The 20805-nt window shown below is 73.0% G+C and carries 23 protein-coding genes and 1 pseudogene; 9 read left to right on the top strand and 15 right to left on the bottom strand.

Annotation, left to right across the window (positions count from 1 at the left end):
• Nucleotides 1–38: 38 nt before the first annotated feature.
• Complete coding sequence (hemQ, locus tag ACIA77_RS13490; RefSeq protein WP_395886123.1) at nucleotides 39–731, top strand: hydrogen peroxide-dependent heme synthase; 693 nt, start codon at nucleotides 39–41, stop codon at nucleotides 729–731.
• A 5-nt stretch (nucleotides 732–736) separates the two neighbouring features.
• Nucleotides 737–2122: a CoA transferase gene (locus tag ACIA77_RS13485; RefSeq protein ID WP_395886122.1), complete on the top strand. Its 1386-nt coding sequence runs from the start codon at nucleotides 737–739 to the stop codon at nucleotides 2120–2122.
• 305 nt (nucleotides 2123–2427) lie between these two features.
• On the opposite strand, the pseudogene ACIA77_RS13480 reads toward ACIA77_RS13485, so the two are convergent.
• From ACIA77_RS13480 to ACIA77_RS13460, 5 genes and pseudogenes are all read right to left on the bottom strand, one after another.
• Nucleotides 2428–2771 (bottom strand): annotated as a pseudogene (locus ACIA77_RS13480) (DUF692 family multinuclear iron-containing protein); the annotation flags it as partial.
• Nucleotides 2772–2964: 193 nt separating this feature from the next.
• Nucleotides 2965–3390: a peptide-methionine (R)-S-oxide reductase MsrB gene (gene msrB / locus ACIA77_RS13475; protein ID WP_395886121.1), complete on the bottom strand. Its 426-nt coding sequence runs from the start codon at nucleotides 3388–3390 to the stop codon at nucleotides 2965–2967.
• Between the two features lie 19 nt (nucleotides 3391–3409).
• On the bottom strand, nucleotides 3410–3715 hold the full coding sequence (locus ACIA77_RS13470) for a hypothetical protein (protein ID WP_395886120.1): 306 nt from the start codon (nucleotides 3713–3715) through the stop codon (nucleotides 3410–3412).
• A 157-nt stretch (nucleotides 3716–3872) separates the two neighbouring features.
• Complete coding sequence (locus ACIA77_RS13465; protein ID WP_395886214.1) at nucleotides 3873–5585, bottom strand: protein kinase; 1713 nt, start codon at nucleotides 5583–5585, stop codon at nucleotides 3873–3875.
• A 117-nt stretch (nucleotides 5586–5702) separates the two neighbouring features.
• Nucleotides 5703–6377, bottom strand: a complete 675-nt coding sequence (locus tag ACIA77_RS13460) for a TVP38/TMEM64 family protein (protein ID WP_395886119.1) — start codon at nucleotides 6375–6377, stop codon at nucleotides 5703–5705.
• Between the two features lie 89 nt (nucleotides 6378–6466).
• Here ACIA77_RS13460 and ACIA77_RS13455 point away from each other — a divergent pair, with 89 nt between their 5' ends.
• The 4 genes from ACIA77_RS13455 (at nucleotide 6467) to ACIA77_RS13440 (ending at nucleotide 9556) form a co-directional block, all read left to right on the top strand.
• The gene (locus ACIA77_RS13455) at nucleotides 6467–7489 is read left to right on the top strand and encodes a DNA polymerase domain-containing protein (protein WP_395886118.1); all 1023 of its coding nucleotides are present in this window, start codon (nucleotides 6467–6469) and stop codon (nucleotides 7487–7489) included.
• Between the two features lie 217 nt (nucleotides 7490–7706).
• Entirely contained in the window at nucleotides 7707–8099 is a 393-nt protein-coding gene (locus ACIA77_RS13450; RefSeq protein WP_395886117.1) for a DUF6221 family protein, read from the top strand.
• A 42-nt stretch (nucleotides 8100–8141) separates the two neighbouring features.
• Nucleotides 8142–9131: an LLM class flavin-dependent oxidoreductase gene (locus ACIA77_RS13445; RefSeq protein WP_395886116.1), complete on the top strand. Its 990-nt coding sequence runs from the start codon at nucleotides 8142–8144 to the stop codon at nucleotides 9129–9131.
• A 179-nt stretch (nucleotides 9132–9310) separates the two neighbouring features.
• Nucleotides 9311–9556 carry a S1 RNA-binding domain-containing protein gene (locus ACIA77_RS13440; RefSeq protein ID WP_395886115.1) on the top strand — a complete coding sequence of 82 codons (246 nt, stop codon included), beginning with the start codon at nucleotides 9311–9313 and terminating at the stop codon, nucleotides 9554–9556.
• 34 nt (nucleotides 9557–9590) lie between these two features.
• On the opposite strand, the gene ACIA77_RS13435 is transcribed toward ACIA77_RS13440, so the two are convergent.
• From ACIA77_RS13435 to ACIA77_RS13425, 3 genes are read right to left on the bottom strand one after another with little or no spacing between them, the layout of a single operon-like run.
• Nucleotides 9591–10094 carry an AAA family ATPase gene (locus ACIA77_RS13435; protein WP_395886114.1) on the bottom strand — a complete coding sequence of 168 codons (504 nt, stop codon included), beginning with the start codon at nucleotides 10092–10094 and terminating at the stop codon, nucleotides 9591–9593.
• Complete coding sequence (locus tag ACIA77_RS13430) at nucleotides 10091–10711, bottom strand: maleylpyruvate isomerase N-terminal domain-containing protein (RefSeq protein WP_395886113.1); 621 nt, start codon at nucleotides 10709–10711, stop codon at nucleotides 10091–10093. Before ACIA77_RS13430 ends, ACIA77_RS13435 begins: the two co-directional genes overlap by 4 nt.
• 42 nt (nucleotides 10712–10753) lie before the next feature.
• Nucleotides 10754–12349 (bottom strand): PucR family transcriptional regulator, encoded by a 1596-nt coding sequence (locus ACIA77_RS13425; RefSeq protein ID WP_395886112.1) that lies wholly within the window; start codon nucleotides 12347–12349, stop codon nucleotides 10754–10756.
• Between the two features lie 135 nt (nucleotides 12350–12484).
• On the opposite strand from ACIA77_RS13425, the gene pruA reads away from it, so the two are divergent.
• Together pruA and ACIA77_RS13415 are read left to right on the top strand one after the other, a co-directional pair.
• On the top strand, nucleotides 12485–14113 hold the full coding sequence (pruA, locus tag ACIA77_RS13420; RefSeq protein WP_395886111.1) for an L-glutamate gamma-semialdehyde dehydrogenase: 1629 nt from the start codon (nucleotides 12485–12487) through the stop codon (nucleotides 14111–14113).
• Nucleotides 14114–14125: 12 nt separating this feature from the next.
• The gene (locus tag ACIA77_RS13415; RefSeq protein ID WP_395886110.1) at nucleotides 14126–15055 is read left to right on the top strand and encodes a proline dehydrogenase family protein; all 930 of its coding nucleotides are present in this window, start codon (nucleotides 14126–14128) and stop codon (nucleotides 15053–15055) included.
• A gap of 143 nt (nucleotides 15056–15198) precedes the next feature.
• Here ACIA77_RS13415 and trxA read toward each other — a convergent pair whose 3' ends face one another.
• Nucleotides 15199–15576, bottom strand: coding sequence for a thioredoxin (gene trxA, locus ACIA77_RS13410; RefSeq protein ID WP_395886109.1), 378 nt, complete (start codon nucleotides 15574–15576; stop codon nucleotides 15199–15201).
• Between the two features lie 87 nt (nucleotides 15577–15663).
• On the opposite strand from trxA, the gene ACIA77_RS13405 reads away from it, so the two are divergent.
• The gene (locus tag ACIA77_RS13405) at nucleotides 15664–15906 is read left to right on the top strand and encodes a DUF2630 family protein (protein ID WP_395886108.1); all 243 of its coding nucleotides are present in this window, start codon (nucleotides 15664–15666) and stop codon (nucleotides 15904–15906) included.
• Between the two features lie 428 nt (nucleotides 15907–16334).
• Here ACIA77_RS13405 and ACIA77_RS13400 read toward each other — a convergent pair whose 3' ends face one another.
• The 6 genes from ACIA77_RS13400 to ACIA77_RS13375 form a co-directional block, all read right to left on the bottom strand.
• On the bottom strand, nucleotides 16335–17903 hold the full coding sequence (locus tag ACIA77_RS13400; protein WP_395886107.1) for an alpha/beta hydrolase: 1569 nt from the start codon (nucleotides 17901–17903) through the stop codon (nucleotides 16335–16337).
• Between the two features lie 77 nt (nucleotides 17904–17980).
• On the bottom strand, nucleotides 17981–19060 hold the full coding sequence (locus tag ACIA77_RS13395; RefSeq protein WP_395886106.1) for an ATP-dependent DNA ligase: 1080 nt from the start codon (nucleotides 19058–19060) through the stop codon (nucleotides 17981–17983).
• Nucleotides 19061–19086: 26 nt separating this feature from the next.
• Nucleotides 19087–19686 carry an alkaline shock response membrane anchor protein AmaP gene (locus ACIA77_RS13390; protein ID WP_395886105.1) on the bottom strand — a complete coding sequence of 200 codons (600 nt, stop codon included), beginning with the start codon at nucleotides 19684–19686 and terminating at the stop codon, nucleotides 19087–19089.
• Nucleotides 19683–20219 carry a DUF6286 domain-containing protein gene (locus ACIA77_RS13385; protein ID WP_395886104.1) on the bottom strand — a complete coding sequence of 179 codons (537 nt, stop codon included), beginning with the start codon at nucleotides 20217–20219 and terminating at the stop codon, nucleotides 19683–19685. Before ACIA77_RS13385 ends, ACIA77_RS13390 begins: the two co-directional genes overlap by 4 nt.
• Nucleotides 20219–20608 carry an Asp23/Gls24 family envelope stress response protein gene (locus ACIA77_RS13380; protein ID WP_395886103.1) on the bottom strand — a complete coding sequence of 130 codons (390 nt, stop codon included), beginning with the start codon at nucleotides 20606–20608 and terminating at the stop codon, nucleotides 20219–20221. Before ACIA77_RS13380 ends, ACIA77_RS13385 begins: the two co-directional genes overlap by 1 nt.
• Nucleotides 20605–20781: a hypothetical protein gene (locus tag ACIA77_RS13375; RefSeq protein ID WP_395886102.1), complete on the bottom strand. Its 177-nt coding sequence runs from the start codon at nucleotides 20779–20781 to the stop codon at nucleotides 20605–20607. The genes ACIA77_RS13380 and ACIA77_RS13375 overlap by 4 nt, the downstream gene beginning before the upstream one ends.
• Between the last annotated feature and the right edge of the window lie 24 nt (nucleotides 20782–20805).

Here is a 20805-nt window from a genome sequence, read left to right as displayed (position 1 = left end):
CTTGGCGCTCGACCCGCGCGCGGTGGGAGGATGGAGTCATGGCGCGGCTGAACTACAACGAGCTCAACGACACCATCCGTTACACCGCTTGGTCGGTCTTCAAAGCCGAGCCGGGCCGGCTGGGCGAGGACCGCGGGGCCGCGGGCCAGGAGACGGCGGAGTTCCTCGACGGTCTCGCCGACAAGGGCGTGGTCGTGCGCGGGGTCTACGACCTGTCCGTGCTGCGCGCCGACGCCGACTTCATGGTCTGGTGGCACGCCGAGGAGATCGAGCAGGTCCAGGCGGCCTACTCCGGGTTCCGGCGCACCCCGCTGGGCCGCGCGTCCACCCCGGTGTGGAGCCAGGTCGCGCTGCACCGGCCGGCGGAGTTCAACAAGAGCCACGTCCCGGCGTTCCTCGCCGGTGAGGAAGCGCGCAAGTTCATCTGCGTGTACCCGTTCGTCCGGTCCTACGACTGGTACCTGCTGCCGGACGAGGACCGCCGCAAGATGCTCGCCGACCACGGCAAGGAAGCGCGGGACTACCCGGACGTGCGGGCCAACACCGTCGCGTCGTTCGCGCTCGGCGACTACGAGTGGATCCTCGCGTTCGAGGCCGACGAGCTGCACCGCATCGTCGACCTGATGCGCCACCTGCGCGCCACCGAGGCGCGCCGGCACGTGCGCGTGGAGATCCCGTTCTACACCGGCACGCGCGTGGCGCCGGCCGAGCTCGTCGCGGCTCTGCCGTAACCGCCGTGCAGGACGTGCTGGCCGGGGTGTGGCGGACGCTCACCGGCGATGCCCTCCCGCCCGTTTCCCTGACCGGCGACGAATCCGTGCTGCCCGGGACGTTCCGCGTCGCTGCCGCCGCTTCGGCCGGCGTCGGCGCGGCCACGCTCGCGGCCGCCGAACTGCTGCGGCTGCGCGGCATCGAGCCCGGCGCCGTCGGCGTCGACGCGCGCCACGCCGCGGCTTCGATCCTCAGCGAGGCGTTCCTGCGCGTGAACGGCGAGCCGCCGCCGAGCCCGTGGGGCCCGATCGCGGGCGACTACCGCGCGGCCGATCGCTGGGTCAAGCTGCACGCGAACTACCCGCGTCACGAAGCCGCCATCTGCTGGGCGCTCGGGGTGCCCGCGCAACGCGAGGCCGTGGCGAAGGCCGTGGCCGGGCGGCCCGCCGCCGAGGTCGAGTCGGCCGTGGTCACCGCGGGTGGCGCGGCCGCGCTCATGCGCTCGCGCGAGGAGTGGCTCGAGCACCCGCAGGGCCGGGCCGTCGCGGACCTGCCGCTCGTGGAGATCCGCCGGCTCGGCGAAGCGCCGAACCGCGTGCTGTTCGACTCCGACCGGCCGCTCGGCGGTGTGCGCGTGCTGGAGCTGACGCACGTGCTCGCCGGTCCGGTGGCCGGGCGCGTGCTCGCGGCGCACGGCGCGAACGTGCTGCACGTCGGGGCCGCGCACCTGCCGCGCATCCCCGCGCTGACGATGGACACCGGGCACGGCAAGCGATCCGCCTTCGTCGCGCTCGACACCGAGGGCGGGCGGGCGAAGCTGAAGAAGCTCGTCGCGCGCGCCGACGTGGTGCTGCAGTCGTTCCGCCCCGGCGCTCTCGCCCGAATCGGGTTCGGTCCGGACGAGCTCGCCGAGCTGCGGCCCGGCATCGTCACGGCCGATCTCTCCGCGTACGGCTGGACCGGCCCGTGGGCGCGGCGACGCGGGTTCGACAGCCTGGTGCAGATGTCGTCGGGCATCGCGGACGAGGGCGCGCGTGCCGAGGGGGCCGACCGGCCGGTGCCGCTGCCCGCGCAGGCGCTCGACCACACCACGGGCTGGCTCGCGGCCGCGGCCATCATGACGGCCGTGCGCCGCACCGTCGAGGTGGGCGGCAGCCAGCACGTGCGGCTCTCGCTCGCCGGCACGGGCCGCTGGCTGGATTCCCTGGGCCGCAAGGACTCCGGACCGTCCGGAGTGGACTACGCCGCCTTCGCCGACCGCGCGGACCTCGTCGAAGACGTCGACAGCGACTTCGGCCGGCTCACGCGCGTGCGCATGGCCGGCGAGCTGCCGGGCGCGCCGCCGCACTGGGACCACGCGTCGCACCTGCCGGGGGCCGACAGCGCGGTGTGGCACCCCGTCGCCACCTGAACCAGCGGCGCCGCTTCGGTTTCGGGAGCTCACCGCGTTCGTCGAGCCACGGCGTGTTCGCAGGCCCGGACGGAGTCCCGAAACGGATGCGAGGCGGCGGAGGTGTCGAAGAGGACTTCGAAACGCTCGTCGCCCAGCGTTTCGAGCAGGTCGGGGCGCAGGCCGGGGCCGTTTGCGGAGCAGGACACCGGATTCGAGCAGCAGGCGGTCGCGCGCGAAGCCCGGTGGGGCCGGCGCACCGGTGAGCAACGCGTCGAGCAGCGCCGCCTGCGGGCGGCGAGTTCTCCGCGGCTCACGCCGTCACCGGAGGCGATGTTCTCGAGAGGCCAACGGTGCGTCCACAATGGACTGGGCGAGCCCGGGCGTTGGCCACGAGCACGTTGAGTGCCTCGCGCGTGCGCGGCAGCGGCATGAGGTGGCCGGAATCGAGGCCCCCTGCGCGGCCGAAGCACACGTGGTCGCTCGCCGGCGACGCGCCGAGGACCCGCGCCAGCTCGGCGAGGTGCTCCACGCGGTTCGTGTCCAGCGGCTCGGCGCCATCCGGCGACAGCGAAACCGCGTGCGGCAGCACGGGTGGCCCGCGCTTGCGCAGCGCCGGCAGGTGCTGCGCGCGCAGGTCCGCCATGACCTCGACCCGGTCGACGCCCGGTCGGAGGTCACCAGGCGCCGGCGCTGCAGTTCGGTGACGAAGGTCGCCCATCGACTGCGCTCGCCCCAGCTTGACCCGCAGGTGGACCCGGACCGTCCGGTTCGCCGGGTGGGTCGGCACATCTGACCCCGATGTGGGCGCGGAGATTCCCCTGGAAGAAGAGGTGCCCTCCCCGCGGGGAGGGCACCGGTCGTCACTCGGAAGCGGGGGTGAGCTTCAGCGAGATCGAGTTGATGCAGTAACGCTGATCGGTCGGTGTGTCGTAGCCCTCGCCCTCGAAGACGTGGCCGAGGTGGCTGTGGCAGGACGCGCAGAGCACCTCGATGCGGCGCATTCCGAGCGTGCGGTCTTCGCGCAGCAGCACGGCGTCGGACTCGGCCGGGTCGAAGAACGACGGCCAGCCGCAGTGGCTTTCGAACTTCGTGTCGCTGCGGAACAGCTCCGCGCCGCAGGCCCGGCACTCGTAGACACCGGTGGTCTTGGTGTCGGTGTACTCGCCGGTGAACGGCCGCTCGGTGCCGGCCCGGCGCAGCACCGCGTACTCCTCGGGGCTGAGCTGCGCCCGCCACTCCTGCTCGGACTTCACCACACGGGGCGTGGTGCCGACCACGGGTTTCATACCTTTCACCACGTCCACGTTACCCCGCGAGGAACGCGATCGCGTGGGTCACGATGTCCCATGCGGTCACGATCACCCCGAGCACGATGAGGGCCACGATGAGCGCTGAAACCCAGTAGCGCAGCCCGCCCGCACGGCTGCTGGAATCGGCGAAGTCGGAGACCTGGTCGAGGCACGCTTCGACGGTGAACGTCGGGCCCGTGCGCTCCATCCGGTCGAGGTGCGCGGCGAACGCGCGAGCCTCCGGGTCGTACGGATCCAGCCCGACCAGGTCCTCGTGGAACCGAGGACTCCAGCCCGGCTGCTGAGCTCCGCTGTCGGCCATGGCACCACGGTAAGCCATCGCGCCTGCTCAGCACACTCCCCGCGCGGTGAGTCTCACTCGCGCCGGGGCGTTGCCTGCCACGGTCTCGACTCCCTGCGACAGCGCGGCTACCGCGTGGTGGACATCGGTGGTGGAACTCACCGCTCCACCACGGTGATCACTGGCTGGCGGTGCCGTCCGGGCGCGGGTCGGTGTTGAGCATCAACGTGCCGTCCTGCGCGGCGATCACTTGCACGATCTTCGGCGCGGTAGCCCCGTTCGCGGTCAGGTTGATCTGGATGTCGACCGACCCGTCCGGGTTGTTTTGGCGCTTGTAGGCCGCGGCGCCCTTGTAGCCGTTGATGTCCTGCTGGCTCCAGAACGAGGTGAAGCCGTCGAGGCTGCCGTACGGCGCCTGGGCGGTGGGGGTCAGCATGGCCCAGGCGGCAGCCGGGTTCTTGCTGACGGTCGAGTAGAACTCCACCACCCGGGCGCCGGCGGGCTGCCACTGGACATTGCCGTTCGAGGCCACCGGCGGCGGCGAGGAGCTGCTCGGGGTGCTGCTGGGAGCGGGCGGCAGAGCCGAATGCGTCGGCTGCTGCGGCTGCTGGGCGGTGTTGTCGGTCCCGTTCGAGCCGCCGCTGCCGGAGCTCAGGACGAGGAACACCACGACCGCGATGACCACGACGGCGGCCGCGCCGCCGGCGAACAGGGCGATCTTGCGCTTGCGGTCGTGGTCCGGACCGCCGCCGGACGACGCGGCGCGGTAGTTCGGCGCCGCCGCGGTGGTGGCGGGCGTGCGGGGCTGCTGCTGGGTCGGGCGGGCCGCGGGCTGGGGGCGCGGCGGGGTGTGGGGTGGTGCCGCGGGGGAGCGCATCGGCATGAACGCCGCCGTCGGGGTGTGGGGCGGGTTCGACGGGGTCTTCGGCGCGGGGACCGGCGTGGGGGCGGGCTTCGGGGCGTCGAAGCGCTGCCACGGCGGACGCGCGCCACCGCGATCGGCGGCCGCGGCGCCGGCGGCGGCACCCGCGGCGGCCGCACCGGCGGCGCCCGCCGCCGGGCCGGCGTCGAGCTTCGGAGTGGCCGGTTCGCCCGACGCCAGCTTGGCGAGGCGTTCCCGCGCCTCCGCCATGCTCGGGCGCTCGCCGGGCTCGCTGCGCAGCAGCGACATCAGCAGCGCCGTCGCGGGCCCGGCCTGCGTCGGCGGGTTGATCTGGCCGTTCGCGGCCGCGTAGAGCAGCGCGAGCTGGTTGGTGGTGTTGCCGTAGGGCGTCTGGCCCTCGATGGCCTGGTACAGGGTCGCGCCGAGGGCGAACACGTCGGAGCTGGGCACCGGGTCGGCGCCGCGCGCGAGCTCGGGCGCGAGGTACGCCGGGGTGCCGCCGATGAGGCCCGTCTGGGTGAGCGTCATGTCGCCGGCCGCGCGGGAGATGCCGAAGTCGGTGATCTTCGCGGTGCCGATCTCGTCGATCAGGATGTTGCCCGGCTTCACGTCGCGGTGGACGATGCCGGCGCGGTGCGCGGCCACGAGCGCCGCGGCGACCTGCTCCCCGATGCGCGCGACCTGCCCGACGGGCAGCGTGCCCTGCTCGGCCAGCACGGCCGAGAGGCTCGGCCCGTTGAGGTACTCCATCACGAGGCAGGGGTCGCCGCCGTGCTCGGCGATGTCGAAGACGACGATCGCGTTCGGGTGCTGGAAGCGGGCCGCGTTCTTGGCCTCGCGCATGGCGCGCTGGCGCATGTTGTCGCGTTCGGCCTCCGACACCCCCGGCTGCGGGAGGATCTGCTTGATCGCGACCGTTCGCTCGAGCCGCACGTCGACCGCGCGCCACACCACACCCATGGCACCGCTACCAATGTGCTCGACGAGGCGGTAGTGCCCCGCGATCAGCTGCCCGGTGTCGATGGCGACCGCTCCTGACGAAATCCCGGTGATCGTGGCTTTACACAGCGCGGATTCCCCTCGCGCACCCGAATGAGTGTAGCGGTCGGGCGGACGTCGCCGCCGTCAGCCAGCCGGTGCGGACGCGGCGGGCTCTTCCGCCTCGGGCGCGGGCACGCGCTTCTTCAGCACCCTGACCAGGCCGAGGGCGCCGGCCACCGCGAAGACGCCGTAACAGGCCAGCAGCGCAGGCGGCGTGTCGCCTGTCAGCGCGTCGGCCAGCACGACCACGGCGACCGTGCCCGGGACGCTGCCCAGGGCCGTTCCGACCAGGTAGGGCACCAGTTTCACCGACGACACGCCACACAGGTAGCTCAGCGGCGCGAACGGCACCACGGGGATCAGCCGCAGCGACGTGATCGCGAGCACACGGCCGCCCGAGAGCCGGTCGTTGACCGCGCGCACGGGCGCGCGGTGCAGGTGCCGCAGCACGAGGTCACGGCCCAGCAGCCGCGCCAGGCCGAACGAGAGCCCGGCGGCGATCGTGGTCGCGACCAGGCCGATCACGATCCCGGCGACGCTCCCGACGAGTAGCCCGGCCGCCAGGTTGAACACGGTGCGCGGGATCGGGGCCACGGTGAGCAACGAGTACGCGACGAGCAGCACCAGCGGCGTCGCCGGCCCCGTCGCCTGAGCCCAGTGCCGCAACTCGGCCGGGCCCGGGATCGGCAGGAACACCGCGGCCGCCGCGAGGAGGGCGAGCACGGCGAGCGCGAGGATCAGTTTGGTTCTGCCGGACACCCGGCCCACGGTAGGGCACGGTGGTCCGACCAGTGCGCGCCCGCATGCGAAAGGCCGTCGCGCGGCCCGGATCCGGCTACGGTGGGCTCATGCCCAAACACGGCGATCCGGTCGAGTATCAGGTGGGGGAGCGCACCGTCAGGGTGACGAGCCCGGACAAGGTCTACTTCCCGCAGCGCGGCATCACCAAGCGCCAGGTCGTGGAGCACTACCTCGCCGTGGGCGAGCCGCTGCTGCGCGCGATCGGCGAGCGGCCGACCACGCTCAAGCGCTACGTCGACGGCGTCGAAGGCGAGTGGTTCTACGCCAAGCGCGTGCCCAAGGGCGCGCCGGAGTGGGTCGAGACGGCGAAGATCACGTTCCCGTCCGGCCGCACGGCCGACGAGGTGTGCCCGACCGAACCCGCGGTGTTCGTGTGGGCGGCCAACCTCGGCACGTTCGACTTCCACCCCTGGCCCGTCCGGCGGTCCGATGTGGACCATCCGGACGAGCTGCGGATCGACGTGGACCCGCCGGACTCGGCCGGCTTCGACGACGCGGTCGCCGTCGCGAAGGTCGTCCGCGAGGTACTGGCCGACGCCGGGCTCACCGGCTACCCCAAGACGTCCGGCGGCCGCGGCGTCCACGTGCTCGTGCGGATCAGGCCGGAGTGGGACTTCATCGCCGTGCGCCACGCCGTGATCGCGCTCGGCCGTGAGGTCGAACGCCGCATCCCGGACAAAGCCACGGTTTCGTGGTGGAAAGAGGAACGCGGCGGACGGGTGTTCCTGGACTACAACCAGGCGGCGCGCGACCGGACCGTCGCGTCGACCTGGTCCGTCCGCGGCACGCCGCGCGCGACCGTGTCGACGCCGCTGACCTGGGCGCTGCTCGACGAGGTGCACCCGGACGACTTCGACGTGCTGACCGTGCCGGCTTTCCTGGCGGAGCACGGTGATCTGCACGCACCGATGGACGAAACGGCGTTCGGGCTCGAAACCCTGCTGGAGTGGTACGAACGCGACGATCGCGATCTCGGCGGGGCAGAACTGCCCTATCCGCCGGATTACCCGAAAATGCCGGGTGAACCCAAGCGCGTGCAGCCGAGCAAGGCCCGCGCCGACACCGAGTGAGCACACCCTCGCCGCAGGTGATCACCCACGGTGCTCAACTTCGGCGAATGCGAGAATTTTCCACCTTCACGGCTGCATAACGTTCCCGCAGGTCAGACTGGGACGCGAGTAGCGTGCGGCGGACCCGGGGGTAGCCCGTGGCGTGCCTGGGGCGTAACGCCCCGGCCGCGTGCCACGACCGGATCGGAGGAGCCAGGCTTGAGGAGGGAGGCTCTTCGTGGACGACCTGATCGCGTTCCTCGCCGCGCGGGTCGGTCAGCGGCAGGCGCTGATCATGCAGGCGGTGCAGAAGGCGAAAACGGGTGAGGCGCTCAACCGGGGCGAGACGAAGGTCTCGGTCGAGCAGCGCGTGCGCTCGCTCGGCGACCTCGAACTCGACGTGGTCAACCAGATGATCAGCGAGGTCGAAGCCACGCGGCGGATCATGCTCGCGCACCGCACGACCGTGTCCGAGAAGGTGCCCGGCTTTCCGTTGTACGGCAGCGAGTACTGGTGCGAGACCTGCAACGTGCCCGCCGACGAGGCCGGGTCGAACTGGTGCCTGACGCTGCGGCTGCTCACCCTGCCCTACGCCGATCACCCCGACTACAGCGAACGCTGGCGGCCCTGAGCCGAGGGGAATCCGGGGCCCGGCGCTCGTGTTGTTCTCGAGGTGACGTTCCGGATCTCCGTGCTCGACCGTTCGCCCGCCCGGCGTGGGCAGGGCAGTGCGCAGGCGCTGAGGGACACGGTGGCGTTCGCGCGGGAGATCGAAGCGCTGGGCTACCACCGGTTCTGGGTGTCGGAGCACCACAGCGTGCCCGGCGTCGCCGGGTCGGCGCCGACGGTGCTGGCGGCCGCCGTGGCGTCGGTGACGTCGCGGATCCGCGTCGGGACCGGCGGGGTGATGCTGCCGAACCACCGGCCGCTGGTGGTGGCCGAGCAGTTCGGGGTGCTGGAGTCGCTGTTCCCCGGGCGCATCGACCTGGGGCTGGGCCGGTCGGTCGGGTTCACCGACGGCGTGCGGCGCGCGCTCGGCCAGGGCCGCGAGGCCGCCGCCGACTTCGGCGCCCAGGTGCGTGAACTCCTCGGCTTCTTCCGCGGGGACCAGACCACGTACCCGGGTGTGCACGCGATCCCGGCCGAAGGTCTGGACCTCCCGGTGTTCCTGCTGGCCACCGGCGCCGGCGCGGACCTCGCCGCCGAAGTGGGGCTGCCGCTGGTGATCGCGCCGGCCCGCGGGGAGCGGGCGATGGCCGAGGCCATCCGGCGCTACCGCGACCGGTTCACCGGCGCCGAGCCGTACGTCGTGGTGTCGACCGCGGTCGCCGTCGCGGACACCACGGAGGCGGCGCGCCGGCTGCTCGTCCCGGAGGCCTGGTCGACGGTGTACTCCCGCAGCCACGGCGTCTTCCCGCCGCTGGCGCCGGTCGACGAGATCATGGCGCTGACCATGACCGACCGTGAGCGCGGCCGCCTCGACGACATCGTCGCGACCCAGATCGGCGGCACCCCGGCCGAGGTGACCGACCGGCTCGGCGCACTGGTCGAGACCACCGGCGCCGACGAGGTGCTCGTGAGCACGAGCACCTACGACCAGGCCGCGCGCGTCGAGTCGTTCGCCGCGCTCGCGGAGCTGGCCGCTTCGGCGGTGTCCGTCTGAGCCGGCGCCGGAAATTTCGCTCACGTCCGCCGCGCCGCGCTGCTAGCGTGGCGGCATGACTGCCGGGTCGGCCTTGCGCCGTGAGCAGACGGGGTACCCGGCCTTGCCGTGACCTCCCGGCGGGCCCGCGGCCCGCCACCTCCTCGCGCACCGGAGAAAGCACGAGTGCGGGAGAGGAGGTGAATTCTTTGTCCACAGCGGAATCCGCGTGGCGGGGCTGGGTGTCCGAGCACGCCACGGGCGGGGTGCTCGACGGCGTTGTCGTGCAGCAGCTGCCGTTCGGCGCGTTCGTCGAGGTGGCGCCCGGAGTGCAGGGCCTGCTGGTGACCGACCGCGGCGCGGCCCCCGAGGTCGGCGCGCGGCTGTCGGTGCGCATCCAGCAGATCGACGTCGAAAAGCGCCGGTTCAGCCTGGTCGCGGCGTGACACCGAAGGCCGGGGCGGCTTGCCGCCCCGGCCTTCACCGCACGGCCGCGGCGATCCTCCTGGCCACGTCCGCCGGCGGGGTGTCTTCGGTGTCGACGACCGTGCCCGTTTCCCGCAACCACGGCAACGCGTCCTCGTACGCGTCGAGGTGGTCCAGCCGCCACCGCCGGATGCTCGCCTCGCCGGCTTCGATGCGGCGCCGCAGCTCTGCCCGGCCGGCGTGCAGCACGAAATGGTTGACCTCGATGCCGCGCTCGGCGAGCGCGGTGAAGATCTCGCGGGCGTAGCGCTCGACGAGGAGCGTCTGCGGTGCCACGAGCGGGCCGCCGGTGTGCTCGTGCACGCGCGCCGCGTTCTCGACGACGAGCGGGCGCCACAGGTCGAGGTCCTGGAAGTCGCCGACGGGCTCGGGGAACGGGACGCGCAGCAGGTAACCGACGAACTCCGGGTCGAAGACCCGCGCGCCCAGCAGGTTCGCGAGCTCCCGCGCGGTGGACGTCTTGCCGGATCCGAACGTGCCGTTGAGCCAGACGATCACCCGAGCGCCACCGGCTCGAACCCGGCCGGCGCGGGCAGTCGCCCCGTCGCGAACAGCAGCGCTTCGCGGTCGTCGGCGGCGGGCGCCGGCCGTCCGGCGACGCGTTCGACGATTTCCCTGGTGGCGGCGAGCGTTTCGGGTGGCGGTCCGTCCACTCCGGACAAGTGCAGGGTGAGGTCGAGGTGGTGCAGAGTGGTCTCGACCACGTAGGTCGTGAGGTAGTCGGCCACGGTCAGCACTTCGTCGCGCGTTTCGACGCGCGCGGCGGGATCCGCTGCGGCGGCGGCTTTTCCCGCGGCCACGGCCAGGTCGTCGAAGTGGTGCGTCAGCGCGGCCGGGCCCGAATACGCGCCGGCGCCGCGCCGGATGAACGCCGACTCGGCGTCCGTGCCGTCGCCGGGGGTGCCGGGTTCCCAGTAGCTCACGGCGTCGCGCGTCGCGGGCGCACCGGTGGTCGTGACGAGCGTGATCAGGATGTCCTGCGCCCCGATGATCAGGTGGAACACGAGGTCCTGCACGAGCCACCCGGCGCACCCGGACGGCGCGACCCACTGCGGGGCCTCGAGCGCGTGGACGGCGTCCTGCAGGGCGTTCCAGGCCCGGGGGAAAAGCTCCATGCCGCACCCTAGCGAGCCGAACCCCTCGTGGCAGCCGGGTTTCTAGAGCCGCAGCTGCAGTTCGGTGAGCAGCCGCTGAGCGGGATCGCCGAGGTCGACGCCGGAGATCTCGGCCGCGCGGCGCACGCGGTACCGCACGGTGTTCGGGTGGATGTTCAGCGCTTTGGCCGCCGCCCGCACGTCGCCGAACGCGTCGAGGTACGCGAGGACCGCGGGCACGAGGATGTCGCCGTGATCCGCGTCGTGGGCGCGCAACGCGGTCAGCCGCGGGTCGCGGATGCGGGGCTGCTCGCCCAGGTACGCCAGCACTTCCGACAGCAGCACGTCCGCGCGCACGTCCGCCAGCGACGCCACGGCCCCGGGCCAGCGGCCGCGCGCCATGGCGAGTAGCACGCGGTCAGCGTCACCGCGCGAGGCGGCGGCTTCGGACAGGCCCGGCACCACGCCACCGAGCGCGGCGCGCACGGGCACGTCGAGGTGGCGTTCGGCCGCGGTCACGATCTCCTTGGCCAGCGAGAGAACGGCCGCGTCGGAGTGCTCCGGCAGATCGGGCAGCAGCGCGTACACCCGGCTGCCCAGCACGCTCACCAGCGCGCTGCGCCGGTACGCCGCCGTGTGCACGGCGATGAGGTGCACCAGTTCCGCCCGCCGCAGCAGCCGGTCCGACGCCGCGGGCCCGGCCGACGACAGCGCGAACGCCAGCACCTGCGCGGGCCGCGCGGGGTCGGCACCGATGTCGTCGGCCACCGATTCGGCGTCGACGCGGCCCTCGAGCAGGCCGGCCAGCAGGTCTTCGCGCAGGCGCAGCTGCGGGCTCGGCAGCGTGCGCGCCCGGATCAGCTGCGGTGCCAGGCTGCGGCTCGCGCCGAGCAGCGCCACCTCGGCCTGTTCCGTCAGCGGGGTGGAGCCCTCCTGCACCCAGATCGTGCCCAGCGGCTGCGACCCCGCGTGGATGCCGGCCGCGATGCGCCGCCGGATGCCCAGGTCGGGCCGCTCGTCGATCCGCACGATGCCCTCACCCGCGCGCAGCCGCTGGTAGACGCCCCACTCGCGCAGCATCGCCAGGTACCGCTCGGGTCCCTCGCGGCCGAGGATCGACAGCCGGCGCAGCTCGTCGACCTCGTCGGACGAGCGGGAGTACGCGAGCACCCGGCTCGCCGTGTCCTCGATGCTGACGAGGCCACCGGTGAGCGTCGCGACCGTCTGGGCCAGGGCGAACAGGTCACCCAGCACCTCGCCGGTCTCCGCTTCGCCACCCGCACGGGCCGCGTCGACGACCCCGCGCGCCAGCGCCTCGACTTGCTCCCACCGCGCCTCGGCGCCGACGGTCAGCAGCGCGACGCCCGCGTCGGCCGCGAGGTCCGTGCCGCTTTCACCCTTCACGGCCACCGCGGCCGCGCTGCCGCGCCCCGCCGCCCGGATCGCGGCCGCCGCCGCCCGGCCGCGCGCGCCGATCACCAGGACGAGGTCACCGGGGTGCGCCTCGGGCGGGTCCTCCGGGTCGAGGATCACCACGTCGTCGACCCGCACGCCGAGCCCGCGCGGCGCCACGAGCACGCGGACGAGCGGCTCGCCGAGCGTCGCCAGCACGTGTCTGAGCGACGTCGCGGGCAGCCCGTCGGCACTGTCTGTGCTCACCCGGACACCTTCATCCGATCGGACAAGTTCATCACCTCGATTCTAGCCGGTCGGACAAACCCACCGGCGCTTTCCGGAGTTACCGTTCGGGCATCCGACCAGCACGATGCTCAAGGAAGACCAGAGGGAGCCGCCGTGGACGCCGTGACCCAGACCCCCGCCCCGAAGAACGAGCCGGTGTACACCTACGCACCGGGTAGCGCCGAGCGCGCCGAGCTGGAGGGCGCGCTCAAGAAGCTGGGTCAGGCCGGTCCCGTCGACCTGACCGTGACCGTCGGCGGCGAGCAGCGCGCCGGTGGCGGCGAGAAGATCGACGTCGTCCAGCCGCACAACCACGGCCACGTGCTCGGCACCATCTCCAGCGCGTCCCAGCAGGACACGAAGGACGCCATCGCCGCGGCCGCGAAGGCCGCGCCCGAGTGGCGCGCGCTGTCCTTCGACGATCGCGCCGCCGTGCTGCTGCGCGCCGCCGACCTGCTCACCGGCCCGTGGCGCGCGACGCTGAACGCCGCCACGATGCTCGGCCAGTCGAAGACCGCGACGCAGGCCGAGATCGACTCCGCGTGCGAGCTCGCCGACTTCTGGCGCTTCAACGTCCAGTTCGGCCGCCGCGTGCTCGCCGAGCAGCCGAACAGCTCGCCCGGCGTGTGGAACCGCATGGAGCACCGCTCGCTGGAGGGCTTCGTCTACGCGATCACGCCGTTCAACTTCACCGCCATCGCCGGCAACCTGCCCACCGCGCCCGCGCTCATGGGCAACACGGTGCTGTGGAAGCCGTCGCCGACGCAGAGCTTCGCCGCGCACCTGACCCTGCGACTGCTCGAAGAGGCCGGCCTGCCGGCGGGCGTGATCAACCTGCTGCCCGGTGACGGCAAGGCCGTGTCCGAGGTGGCGCTGACGCACCGTGACCTCGCCGGCATCCACTTCACCGGCTCGACCGCGACGTTCCAGCACCTGTGGGGCACCGTCGGCGCGAACATCGCCGGCTACCGCAGCTACCCGCGGCTCGTCGGCGAGACCGGCGGCAAGGACTTCGTGCTCGCGCACCCGTCGGCCGACGTCGACGTGCTGCGCACGGCGCTGGTCCGCGGCGCTTTCGAGTACCAGGGCCAGAAGTGCTCCGCCGCTTCGCGTGCGTACGTGCCGCGCAGCGTGTGGGAGCAGCTGAAGGACGGCCTGGCGTCCGAGACCGAGGCCCTCACCTACGGCGACGTCAGCGACCTGTCGAACTTCGGCGGCGCCGTGATCGACCGGCGCGCGTTCGACAAGCACGCGGCGCTGTTCGAGCGGGTCAAGGGCGACAGCGAGGTCGAGATCCTCACCGGCGGCACCGCCGACGACAGCGTGGGCTACTTCGTGCAGCCGACGATCCTCGTGTCCTCGAACCCGAAGCACGAGATCTTCAGCACCGAGTACTTCGGGCCGATCCTGTCGGTGCACGTCTACGAGGACCGCGAGTTCGACTCGATCCTCAAGGTCATCGACGAGACCGCCGCCTACGCGCTGACCGGTTCCGTGATCGCGACCGACCGCGCGGCCGTCGCCAAGGCGTCGGAGGCGCTGCGGTTCGCCGCGGGCAACTTCTACGTCAACGACAAGCCGACCGGTGCCGTCGTCAGCCAGCAGCCGTTCGGCGGGGCCCGCGCCTCGGGCACCAACGACAAGGCCGGCTCGATCTTCAACCTGCTCCGCTGGACGAGCCCTCGCTCGATCAAGGAGACGTTCGTGCCGCCGACCGCCGTGCGCTACCCGCACCAAGGCTGAGGGAGAACCGCCATGTTGCGTGCCCCGTTGCTCGCCGCCGCCCGATCGAAGCGGATGCGCGCGCTGGTCGAAGCCGTGCCCGCGACGCGATCCGTCGTGCGCCGCTTCGTCTCCGGGTCCACGACGGCCGACGCCGTGCGCACCGCGCGCGAGCTGGCCGCCGACGGCCGGTCGATCACCATCGACCACCTCGGTGAGGACACCACCAACGCCACGCAGGCGGCCACGACCGTCCGCGCCTACGAGGACCTGCTCTCGGCGCTGGCCGCCCAGGGCCTCGCCGCGGGGGCGGACGTGTCGGTGAAGCTGTCGGCCGTCGGGCAGTTCCTGCCCGGCGACGGAGCGGGCGTCGCGCTGGAGAACGCGCGCAAGATCTGCGCGGCGGCCGAGGCCGTCGGCGCGACGGTGACGCTGGACATGGAGGACCACACCACGACGGACTCGACGCTCGCGATCCTGCGGGAGCTGCGCGCCGAGTACCCGTGGGTGGGCGCGGTGCTGCAGGCCTACCTGCGGCGCACCGAGCAGGATTGCCGTGAGCTGTCCGGCCCGGGCTCCCGGGTTCGGCTGTGCAAGGGCGCCTACGCGGAACCCGAGGAGGTGGCGTTCCAGGACAAGGCGGAGGTCGACAAGTCCTACGTGCGCTGCCTGCGCGTGCTCATGGCCGGCGAGGGTTACCCCATGGTGGCCTCGCACGACCCGCGCGTGATCGCGATCGCGCGGCGCCTCGCCGCCGACGCCGGGCGCGAGCCGGGCGACCACGAGTTCCAGATGCTCTACGGCATCCGCCCGGAAGAGCAGAAGCGCCTCGCGGCCGAAGGCAAGACCATGCGCGTGTACGTGCCGTGCGGCGACGAGTGGTACGGCTACTTCATGCGCCGCCTCGCGGAACGGCCGGCCAACTTGGCGTTCTTCCTGCGCGGTCTCGCGACGCGATCCTGACGGGAAGGCGTGGCCCCGGCCCGGGCCACGCACTCCCGTGACTTACCCGGCCCGAAACGCCGAAGACCCCTCGCACCGCGGTGCGAGGGGTCTTCGGCGTCCATCGGTCACCCGGCCGCTCGGGGCGGCGGTGCTCACGGCCGTCAGGCCTGCTGCTGGGCGGCGGCCTGCTCGGCGGCGGCCTTCTTCACCTCGTCCATGTCGACCTCGCGGGCCTGGCGGATGAGGTCCTCGAGCGCGGCCTCCGGCAGCGCGCCCGGCTGCGCGTAGATCAGCGTCTTGTCGCGGATCACGGCGAGCGTCGGGATCGAGCGGATGTCGAACGCGGCGGCGAGCTGCTGCTCGGCCTCCGTGTCGACCTTCGTGAAGGCGATGTCGGAGTGCTTCTCCGAGGACTTCTCGTACACCGGCGCGAACTGGCGACACGGGCCGCACCAGCTCGCCCAGAAGTCGATCAGGACGAATTCGTTGTCGGTCACGGTCTGGTCGAAGTTGGCGGCAGTCAGTTCCTGGGTGCTCATGCCGTTGTCAACGGATGGTGCCGGGTGGGAATTCCCCGGCGGCGGGTAGCGTCATGGGCCGGTAGTACGAGGTGAGGAGGACACTCGATGGCTGACGGAGAAATCCTGGGCCGCATCGACGGCCTGATCGCGGAAGAGCACGAACTCCGGTCGCGGTCGGTGGGCGTGGGGCTCAACGGAGACGACCAGTCGCGGCTGACGCAGGTGGAGCAGGAGCTCGACCAGTGCTGGGATCTGCTGCGGCAGCGGCGGGCGAAGACGGAGTTCCACGAGAATCCGGAAGAAGCGAAGGTGCGGTCGGTGGGGGAAGTTGAGGGGTATCGGCAGTAGGGGTGGATGAACCCCCTCGCGGGTGGCTCGTCGCGCTGGCGGTGTGGTCGCGGGTGGCTGGTCGGTCGCGGGCGGTTGGTCATTGGCGGGCGGCTGGTCGGTCGCGGGCGGCTCGTCGCGCTGGCGCGCGACGTTGCGCCCGGGGGTTGGGGGCACCCCGATTTTTGAGTGTCTCTACGGTTCTGGGCCCTTTGTCAAGGCTGGAAAGCGTGCCTTGACAAAGGGCCCAGAACCGTGAGGAGAGCGGGGATCGAGGTGCAGGGCGGGGGCTGGGTGACTGGTTGGGCTTTGTAGAGCCGTGGTTGTTTCGTAGGTGGTTGTGGGGCCGTGCGGCCCCTTTTTTGTTGCTGTTGCGGGGTTGGGGTGCGGTCGGCTGGGTGCGTTGGGCTCGTGCGGTGTGTGTCGGTGTGGCCGGCGGTCCGACTGTTTTACGCGGGGCAGAGGGTGCCGTTGGTGGGGACCTTGCCGTCGATCAGGAAGGACTGGGCGGCGGCGGTGACGCAGGGGGATTGGGTCAGGGCGCCGTGGCCGGAGCCTTGCCAGGTGATGGTGACGGCGCTGGGCATCTGGTCCGCGGCGCGGGTCGTGCCGATCTCCGGGGTGACGGGGTCGGAGGCGGTGGCGGCGACGAGGATGGGCGGGGCGCCGGGGGCGCCGGCGCTGGGGAGGGGTTCGCGGCGGACCGGCCAGGGGCCGCACCAGGCGAGTTCCTGGGCGATCGCCGCGCCGAACTGGGGGTACTTCGTGCGCATGCCCTGGGCGACCTTGTCGATCTGGTCGGCGGGGAGGCGGGTGGCGCTGTCGTTGCAGCGGGTGGCGATGGTGCCGCCGATGCGGGACGTGCGGCCCTCCGCGTCGGTCAGCACGGGGTCGGCGAAGGACTCCAGGGCGGTGACGTCGCCGGTCTTCGCGGCGTTCAGCGCGTCGGCCAGTGCGGGCCAGCGGGTGCGGTCGGCGAGGCCCAGGTACACGGCGTAGGTGGCGATGCCCGGCGACACGGTGACGCCGTCCGGGGTGGTGACGGGCGCGGCGCGCAGGCGGTCGGTGACCTGCTTCAGCGCGGCTTTCGCGTCGCCGAGCGGGCAGCCGCGGGAGGCGCAGTCGGTGGAGAACGCGTCGAAGGTGGACTCGGCGCCGGCGGCGACGGCGTCGAGGACGGCGGCGCGGTCCTCGCCCGGGTCGGGCAGGCCGTCGAGCACCATGCGGCCCACCTGGGACGGGAAGCGCACCGCGTACGCGGACAGGACCTTCGAACCGTCGCCGCGGCCGAGGGCGTTCAAGCGCGGCAGGCCGAGGTCCTGGCGGAGCTGGTCGAGGTCACCGGCGGTGCGCCAGCTGTCGAGCGCGGTCTGGGCCGTGTCGAGGTCGATGGCGCACTGCTGGCCGGCGCGCCGGGCCGCGTCGAGCACGTCGCCGAGGCCGCCCTGGGCCGGGTCGGCACCCAGCAGCGCGTCGCGCGCCTCCGGCGGCACGCACTGCACGCCACCGGAGAGGCCCGTGCCGCGGCGGTCCACGCCGATCAGCGAGAACTTCTGCAGGAACGCGGGCGGCAGCTGAGCGGCCAGCCGCGCGGCGAAGACGGAACCCGGTTCGCCGCCGACGTCGTTCACGACCACCAGCGGGATCGGGCCGGTGCCGGCCTTCAGCACGAGGATGCGCGCGAGCAGGTGCTGCGTGTCGTCGGGTGCGTCGAGCTGCGTGGTCATGCGCGCGCACGTGAAGTGCAGCGACGTCGGCACGCCGGGGGAACCGAGGCGCGACCGCGTGTCGCCGTCGCAGTCGGTCCAGCGCAGCGACGCGCCCTGCGGCTCGGTGAGCGGGGGCAGCGGCACGGGCGCGGCGCTCGGGGGTGCGGGCGTGGTGACACCGCCGTCGTTGTCCACCACCGCCGGGCGCACGGACGGTCCCGTCGTGCAGCCCGCGACCGTCAGCGCACCCAGGAGCGCCACCACCAGCCGGGCGCGCAGGCGGGGACGGCTGGTGGAACGGCGGCGCACGGGCGGGTCCTCACGTCTTCCGGTGGCATTCGAGGCTACGGTCCGTCGAGCTTGGCACGGCGGGTGTGGGACGGCAGTTAGCGGGTCCGCACGACCTCACCCCGGAACACGGCCGCCAGGTCGTAGCGCGCGGGCTCGTCGAGCTGGGCGTACCCGCACGAAGCCGGCTCCCGGTCCGGGCGCCACCGCACGAACTGCGCCGTGTGCCGGAAGCGCGCCGGGTCGCCGCCCTCGGTGTGCTCGTAGGACACCTCGACCACGCGCTCCAGCCGCAGCGGCACCCACGGCTGCTCCTTCGACCGCCAGCGCGTGATCCCGCCCGGGATCCGCTGGCCCTCGCGCACGGCGTCGCCCAGCCACGGGTGGTCCTCGCCGTCGGTGATCAGCGGGGCCAGCTCCTCGGCCAGCTCGCGGCGCCGCTTCACCGGGAACGACCCGACGACACCGACGTGGTGCAGCAGCCCGTCGGCGTCGTAGAGCCCGAGCAGGAACGAGCCGACGGCCTCGCCCGGCGCGCCGTCGACGTGCCAGCGCAGCCCGGCCAGCACGCAATCGGCCGTGCGGGAGTGCTTGTACTTCACCATCACGCGCTTGCCCGGCGAGTACGGCTCGTCGAGCGGTTTGCCGATCACGCCGTCGAGCCCGGCGCCCTCGAACAGCTCGAACCAGCGCCGCGCCGTCTCCGGGTCGGTGGTGGCCGGGGTGAGGTGCACGCCGTCGCCCGAGATCTGCTCCAGCCGCGCCCGCCGGGCGGACGTCGGTTCGTCCAGGAAGGACTCCGAGCCGAGCGCGAGCACGTCGAACGCGACGAACTCCGCTGGTGTCTCCTTCGCGAGCAGCTGCACGCGGGAGTCGGCCGGGTGGATGCGCTCGGTCAGCGCGTCGAAGTCCAGCTTGCCGCCGCGCCCCACCACGAGTTCGCCGTCGAGCACGACCTGGTCCGGCAGCGTCGCCAGCAGCCGCTCCAGCACTTCGGGGAAGTAGCGGTTGAGCGATTTCTCCGCGCGCGACTGGAGCGTGATCTCCGGGCCGTCGCGGAACACCAGGCAGCGGAACCCGTCCCACTTGGGTTCGAACAGCAGCCCGCCGGAGTCGGGGATCGCCTTGGCCGGCTTGGCGAGCATGGGCTTGATCGGTGCCTGCACTGGGAGGGCCATGCGGGCATTCTGTGCGAAACGCGCGGTCAGCGCACGCGTGCCGGGCCCGCCGTGTCGAGTTCGAGCCGGACGGCGGTGGGCAGCGAGTCGAGCCCGAGCGCCTCGCGGGCACGCGTCAGCACGAACGCGTCGAGGTCCGTCCAGATGCGCCGGACGTCGGTGCCTTCGCTGAGCCACAGCGTCACCCGCAGCGCCGGTGCGGCGGGCGTGCCGACGGCTCGCGCCCGGGCGCGCGTGACGCCGGCGATGTCCTCCGCGTCGGCCTGCACAGCGCCCGCTAGCGCGGCGGCGGTCACGGTGAGCTCGGCGCCGGGCGTCGCGTCCAGCGCCAGGTCGGGCCGGCGTTCGGGCCGCAGCGAGCGGAAGAACCACCACAGGCCCGCCACGAGCAGCACCACACCGAGCACGACGGCGCCGATGCGCGCGGCGAGTTCGTGGTCGCGCAGCCAGCCGACGGCGATCGGGTCGAGCAGCGGCCGCTGCCCGCGGAACTCGCCGAGCCAGCCTTGCCCGACCACGAGCGCGGCGGCGCCCGCGAGCACGGCCACCAGCCCGAGCAGGAACGTCAGCGTGCGCTCGGCCGCGTGCGAACGGCCCACGGCGCGGCGGGCGGGGGAGCGGCTCATCGGCGGTCCTTCGGGGAGTCGACGACCACGGACACCTTCGGCCGGCGCTCGAGCGGGACGTCGTCCAGCACCGCCGCGACGGTCTCCAGCAGCCGCGGCCGCAGCTGTTCCTCGGTCTCCAGGCGGCTGGTCGCGCGCACGCGCACCTTGCGGGCGCTGGCCGTGACGCTCGCGCCACTGACGTTGGCCTGCGCGCGCACGGCGAGCCCGACCAGCCGCGCGAGCGCGCGCGGGGAGGTGCTCACGCAGATCCCGTCGGCCGGGTCCGTCATCCGCACGGCGCGGTTGCCCGCCCCGAGCGCGAACACGACCAGCAGCAGCCCCGCGACGACCACGAGCGCGGCCGTGACCCGCACCGGCGTGCCGGTCCACTGCAGCGCGGCCAGGTCTTCGCGCCACCGTTCCCACTGCACGATCAGCGGTGCCCGGCCCGGCTGCCACCAGCGCCACCCGACCTCGAGCGCCAGCAGCGCCCCGCCGACCGCGACGGCGAGACCGAGCACAGTGGACAGCAGCCGCACGACGACGCGCATCAGCGGACCCTCGGCGACGCGTCGGGCAGCAGCGCGGAAACCGTCACCGCGATCGAGCGCACGTGGTAGGCGGTGATGCGCTCGACCTCCTCGGTGACCTTCGCGCGCACGTCGCCCGTCACCGCCCGCACCGGCGCCGGGTAGCGCAGCGCGAGGTCCAGGGCGAGGTCGACGTCGTTGTCCTCGCCGCCGACCTTCGCGGTGGCACCGGAGCGCCCGCGCGCGAGCCCGGCGACGCGGCGTTCGGCCAGCACCGTGCCCGGCACCTGGTCGGCGGCGTGCTGCGCGACCTTGCGCACCACGGCGTGCGCGATGCTCAGGCTGCCGCGCTCCTCGGGTTCGGCCAGGTCGCCGCGCGGCAGGTCGACCTCGCGCACGTGCGCGGTCACTTGTCGCGGCCCCGGCCGAACACGTCACCGAGGTCGAGTTCGCCGTCGAGGACGCGCCCGACGACCAGCCCGACGACGCCCACGGCGAAGGTCACCAGGAAGGCGGTGAACCCGTGGGTGGCGGCGAGGCCGAGGATGAGCCCGGCGAGGATGCCGGTCTGCGTAGCGTTCAACGTTTCCTCCTGGTGCGTAAGGGA

This window comes from Amycolatopsis sp. NPDC051903 (assembly GCF_044452505.1).
Taxonomy (GTDB): Bacteria; Actinomycetota; Actinomycetes; order Mycobacteriales; family Pseudonocardiaceae; genus Amycolatopsis.
Note: the sequence above shows the minus strand (reverse complement) of the source record. Positions and strands in the feature narration are given on the sequence as shown.

Excerpts from the sequence above, each read along its gene's own strand:
- hemQ (WP_395886123.1), top strand. The coding sequence starts at position 39 with ATGGCGCGGCTGAACTACAACGAGCTCAACGACACCATCCGTTACACC.
- msrB (WP_395886121.1), bottom strand. The coding sequence starts at position 3,390 with ATGAAACCCGTGGTCGGCACCACGCCCCGTGTGGTGAAGTCCGAGCAG.
- ACIA77_RS13470 (WP_395886120.1), bottom strand. The coding sequence starts at position 3,715 with ATGGCCGACAGCGGAGCTCAGCAGCCGGGCTGGAGTCCTCGGTTCCAC.
- ACIA77_RS13455 (WP_395886118.1), top strand. The coding sequence starts at position 6,467 with ATGCCCAAACACGGCGATCCGGTCGAGTATCAGGTGGGGGAGCGCACC.
- ACIA77_RS13430 (WP_395886113.1), bottom strand. The coding sequence starts at position 10,711 with ATGGAGCTTTTCCCCCGGGCCTGGAACGCCCTGCAGGACGCCGTCCAC.
- ACIA77_RS13415 (WP_395886110.1), top strand. The coding sequence starts at position 14,126 with ATGTTGCGTGCCCCGTTGCTCGCCGCCGCCCGATCGAAGCGGATGCGC.
- trxA (WP_395886109.1), bottom strand. The coding sequence starts at position 15,576 with ATGAGCACCCAGGAACTGACTGCCGCCAACTTCGACCAGACCGTGACC.
- ACIA77_RS13405 (WP_395886108.1), top strand. The coding sequence starts at position 15,664 with ATGGCTGACGGAGAAATCCTGGGCCGCATCGACGGCCTGATCGCGGAA.
- ACIA77_RS13395 (WP_395886106.1), bottom strand. The coding sequence starts at position 19,060 with ATGGCCCTCCCAGTGCAGGCACCGATCAAGCCCATGCTCGCCAAGCCG.
- ACIA77_RS13390 (WP_395886105.1), bottom strand. The coding sequence starts at position 19,686 with ATGAGCCGCTCCCCCGCCCGCCGCGCCGTGGGCCGTTCGCACGCGGCC.
- ACIA77_RS13385 (WP_395886104.1), bottom strand. The coding sequence starts at position 20,219 with ATGCGCGTCGTCGTGCGGCTGCTGTCCACTGTGCTCGGTCTCGCCGTC.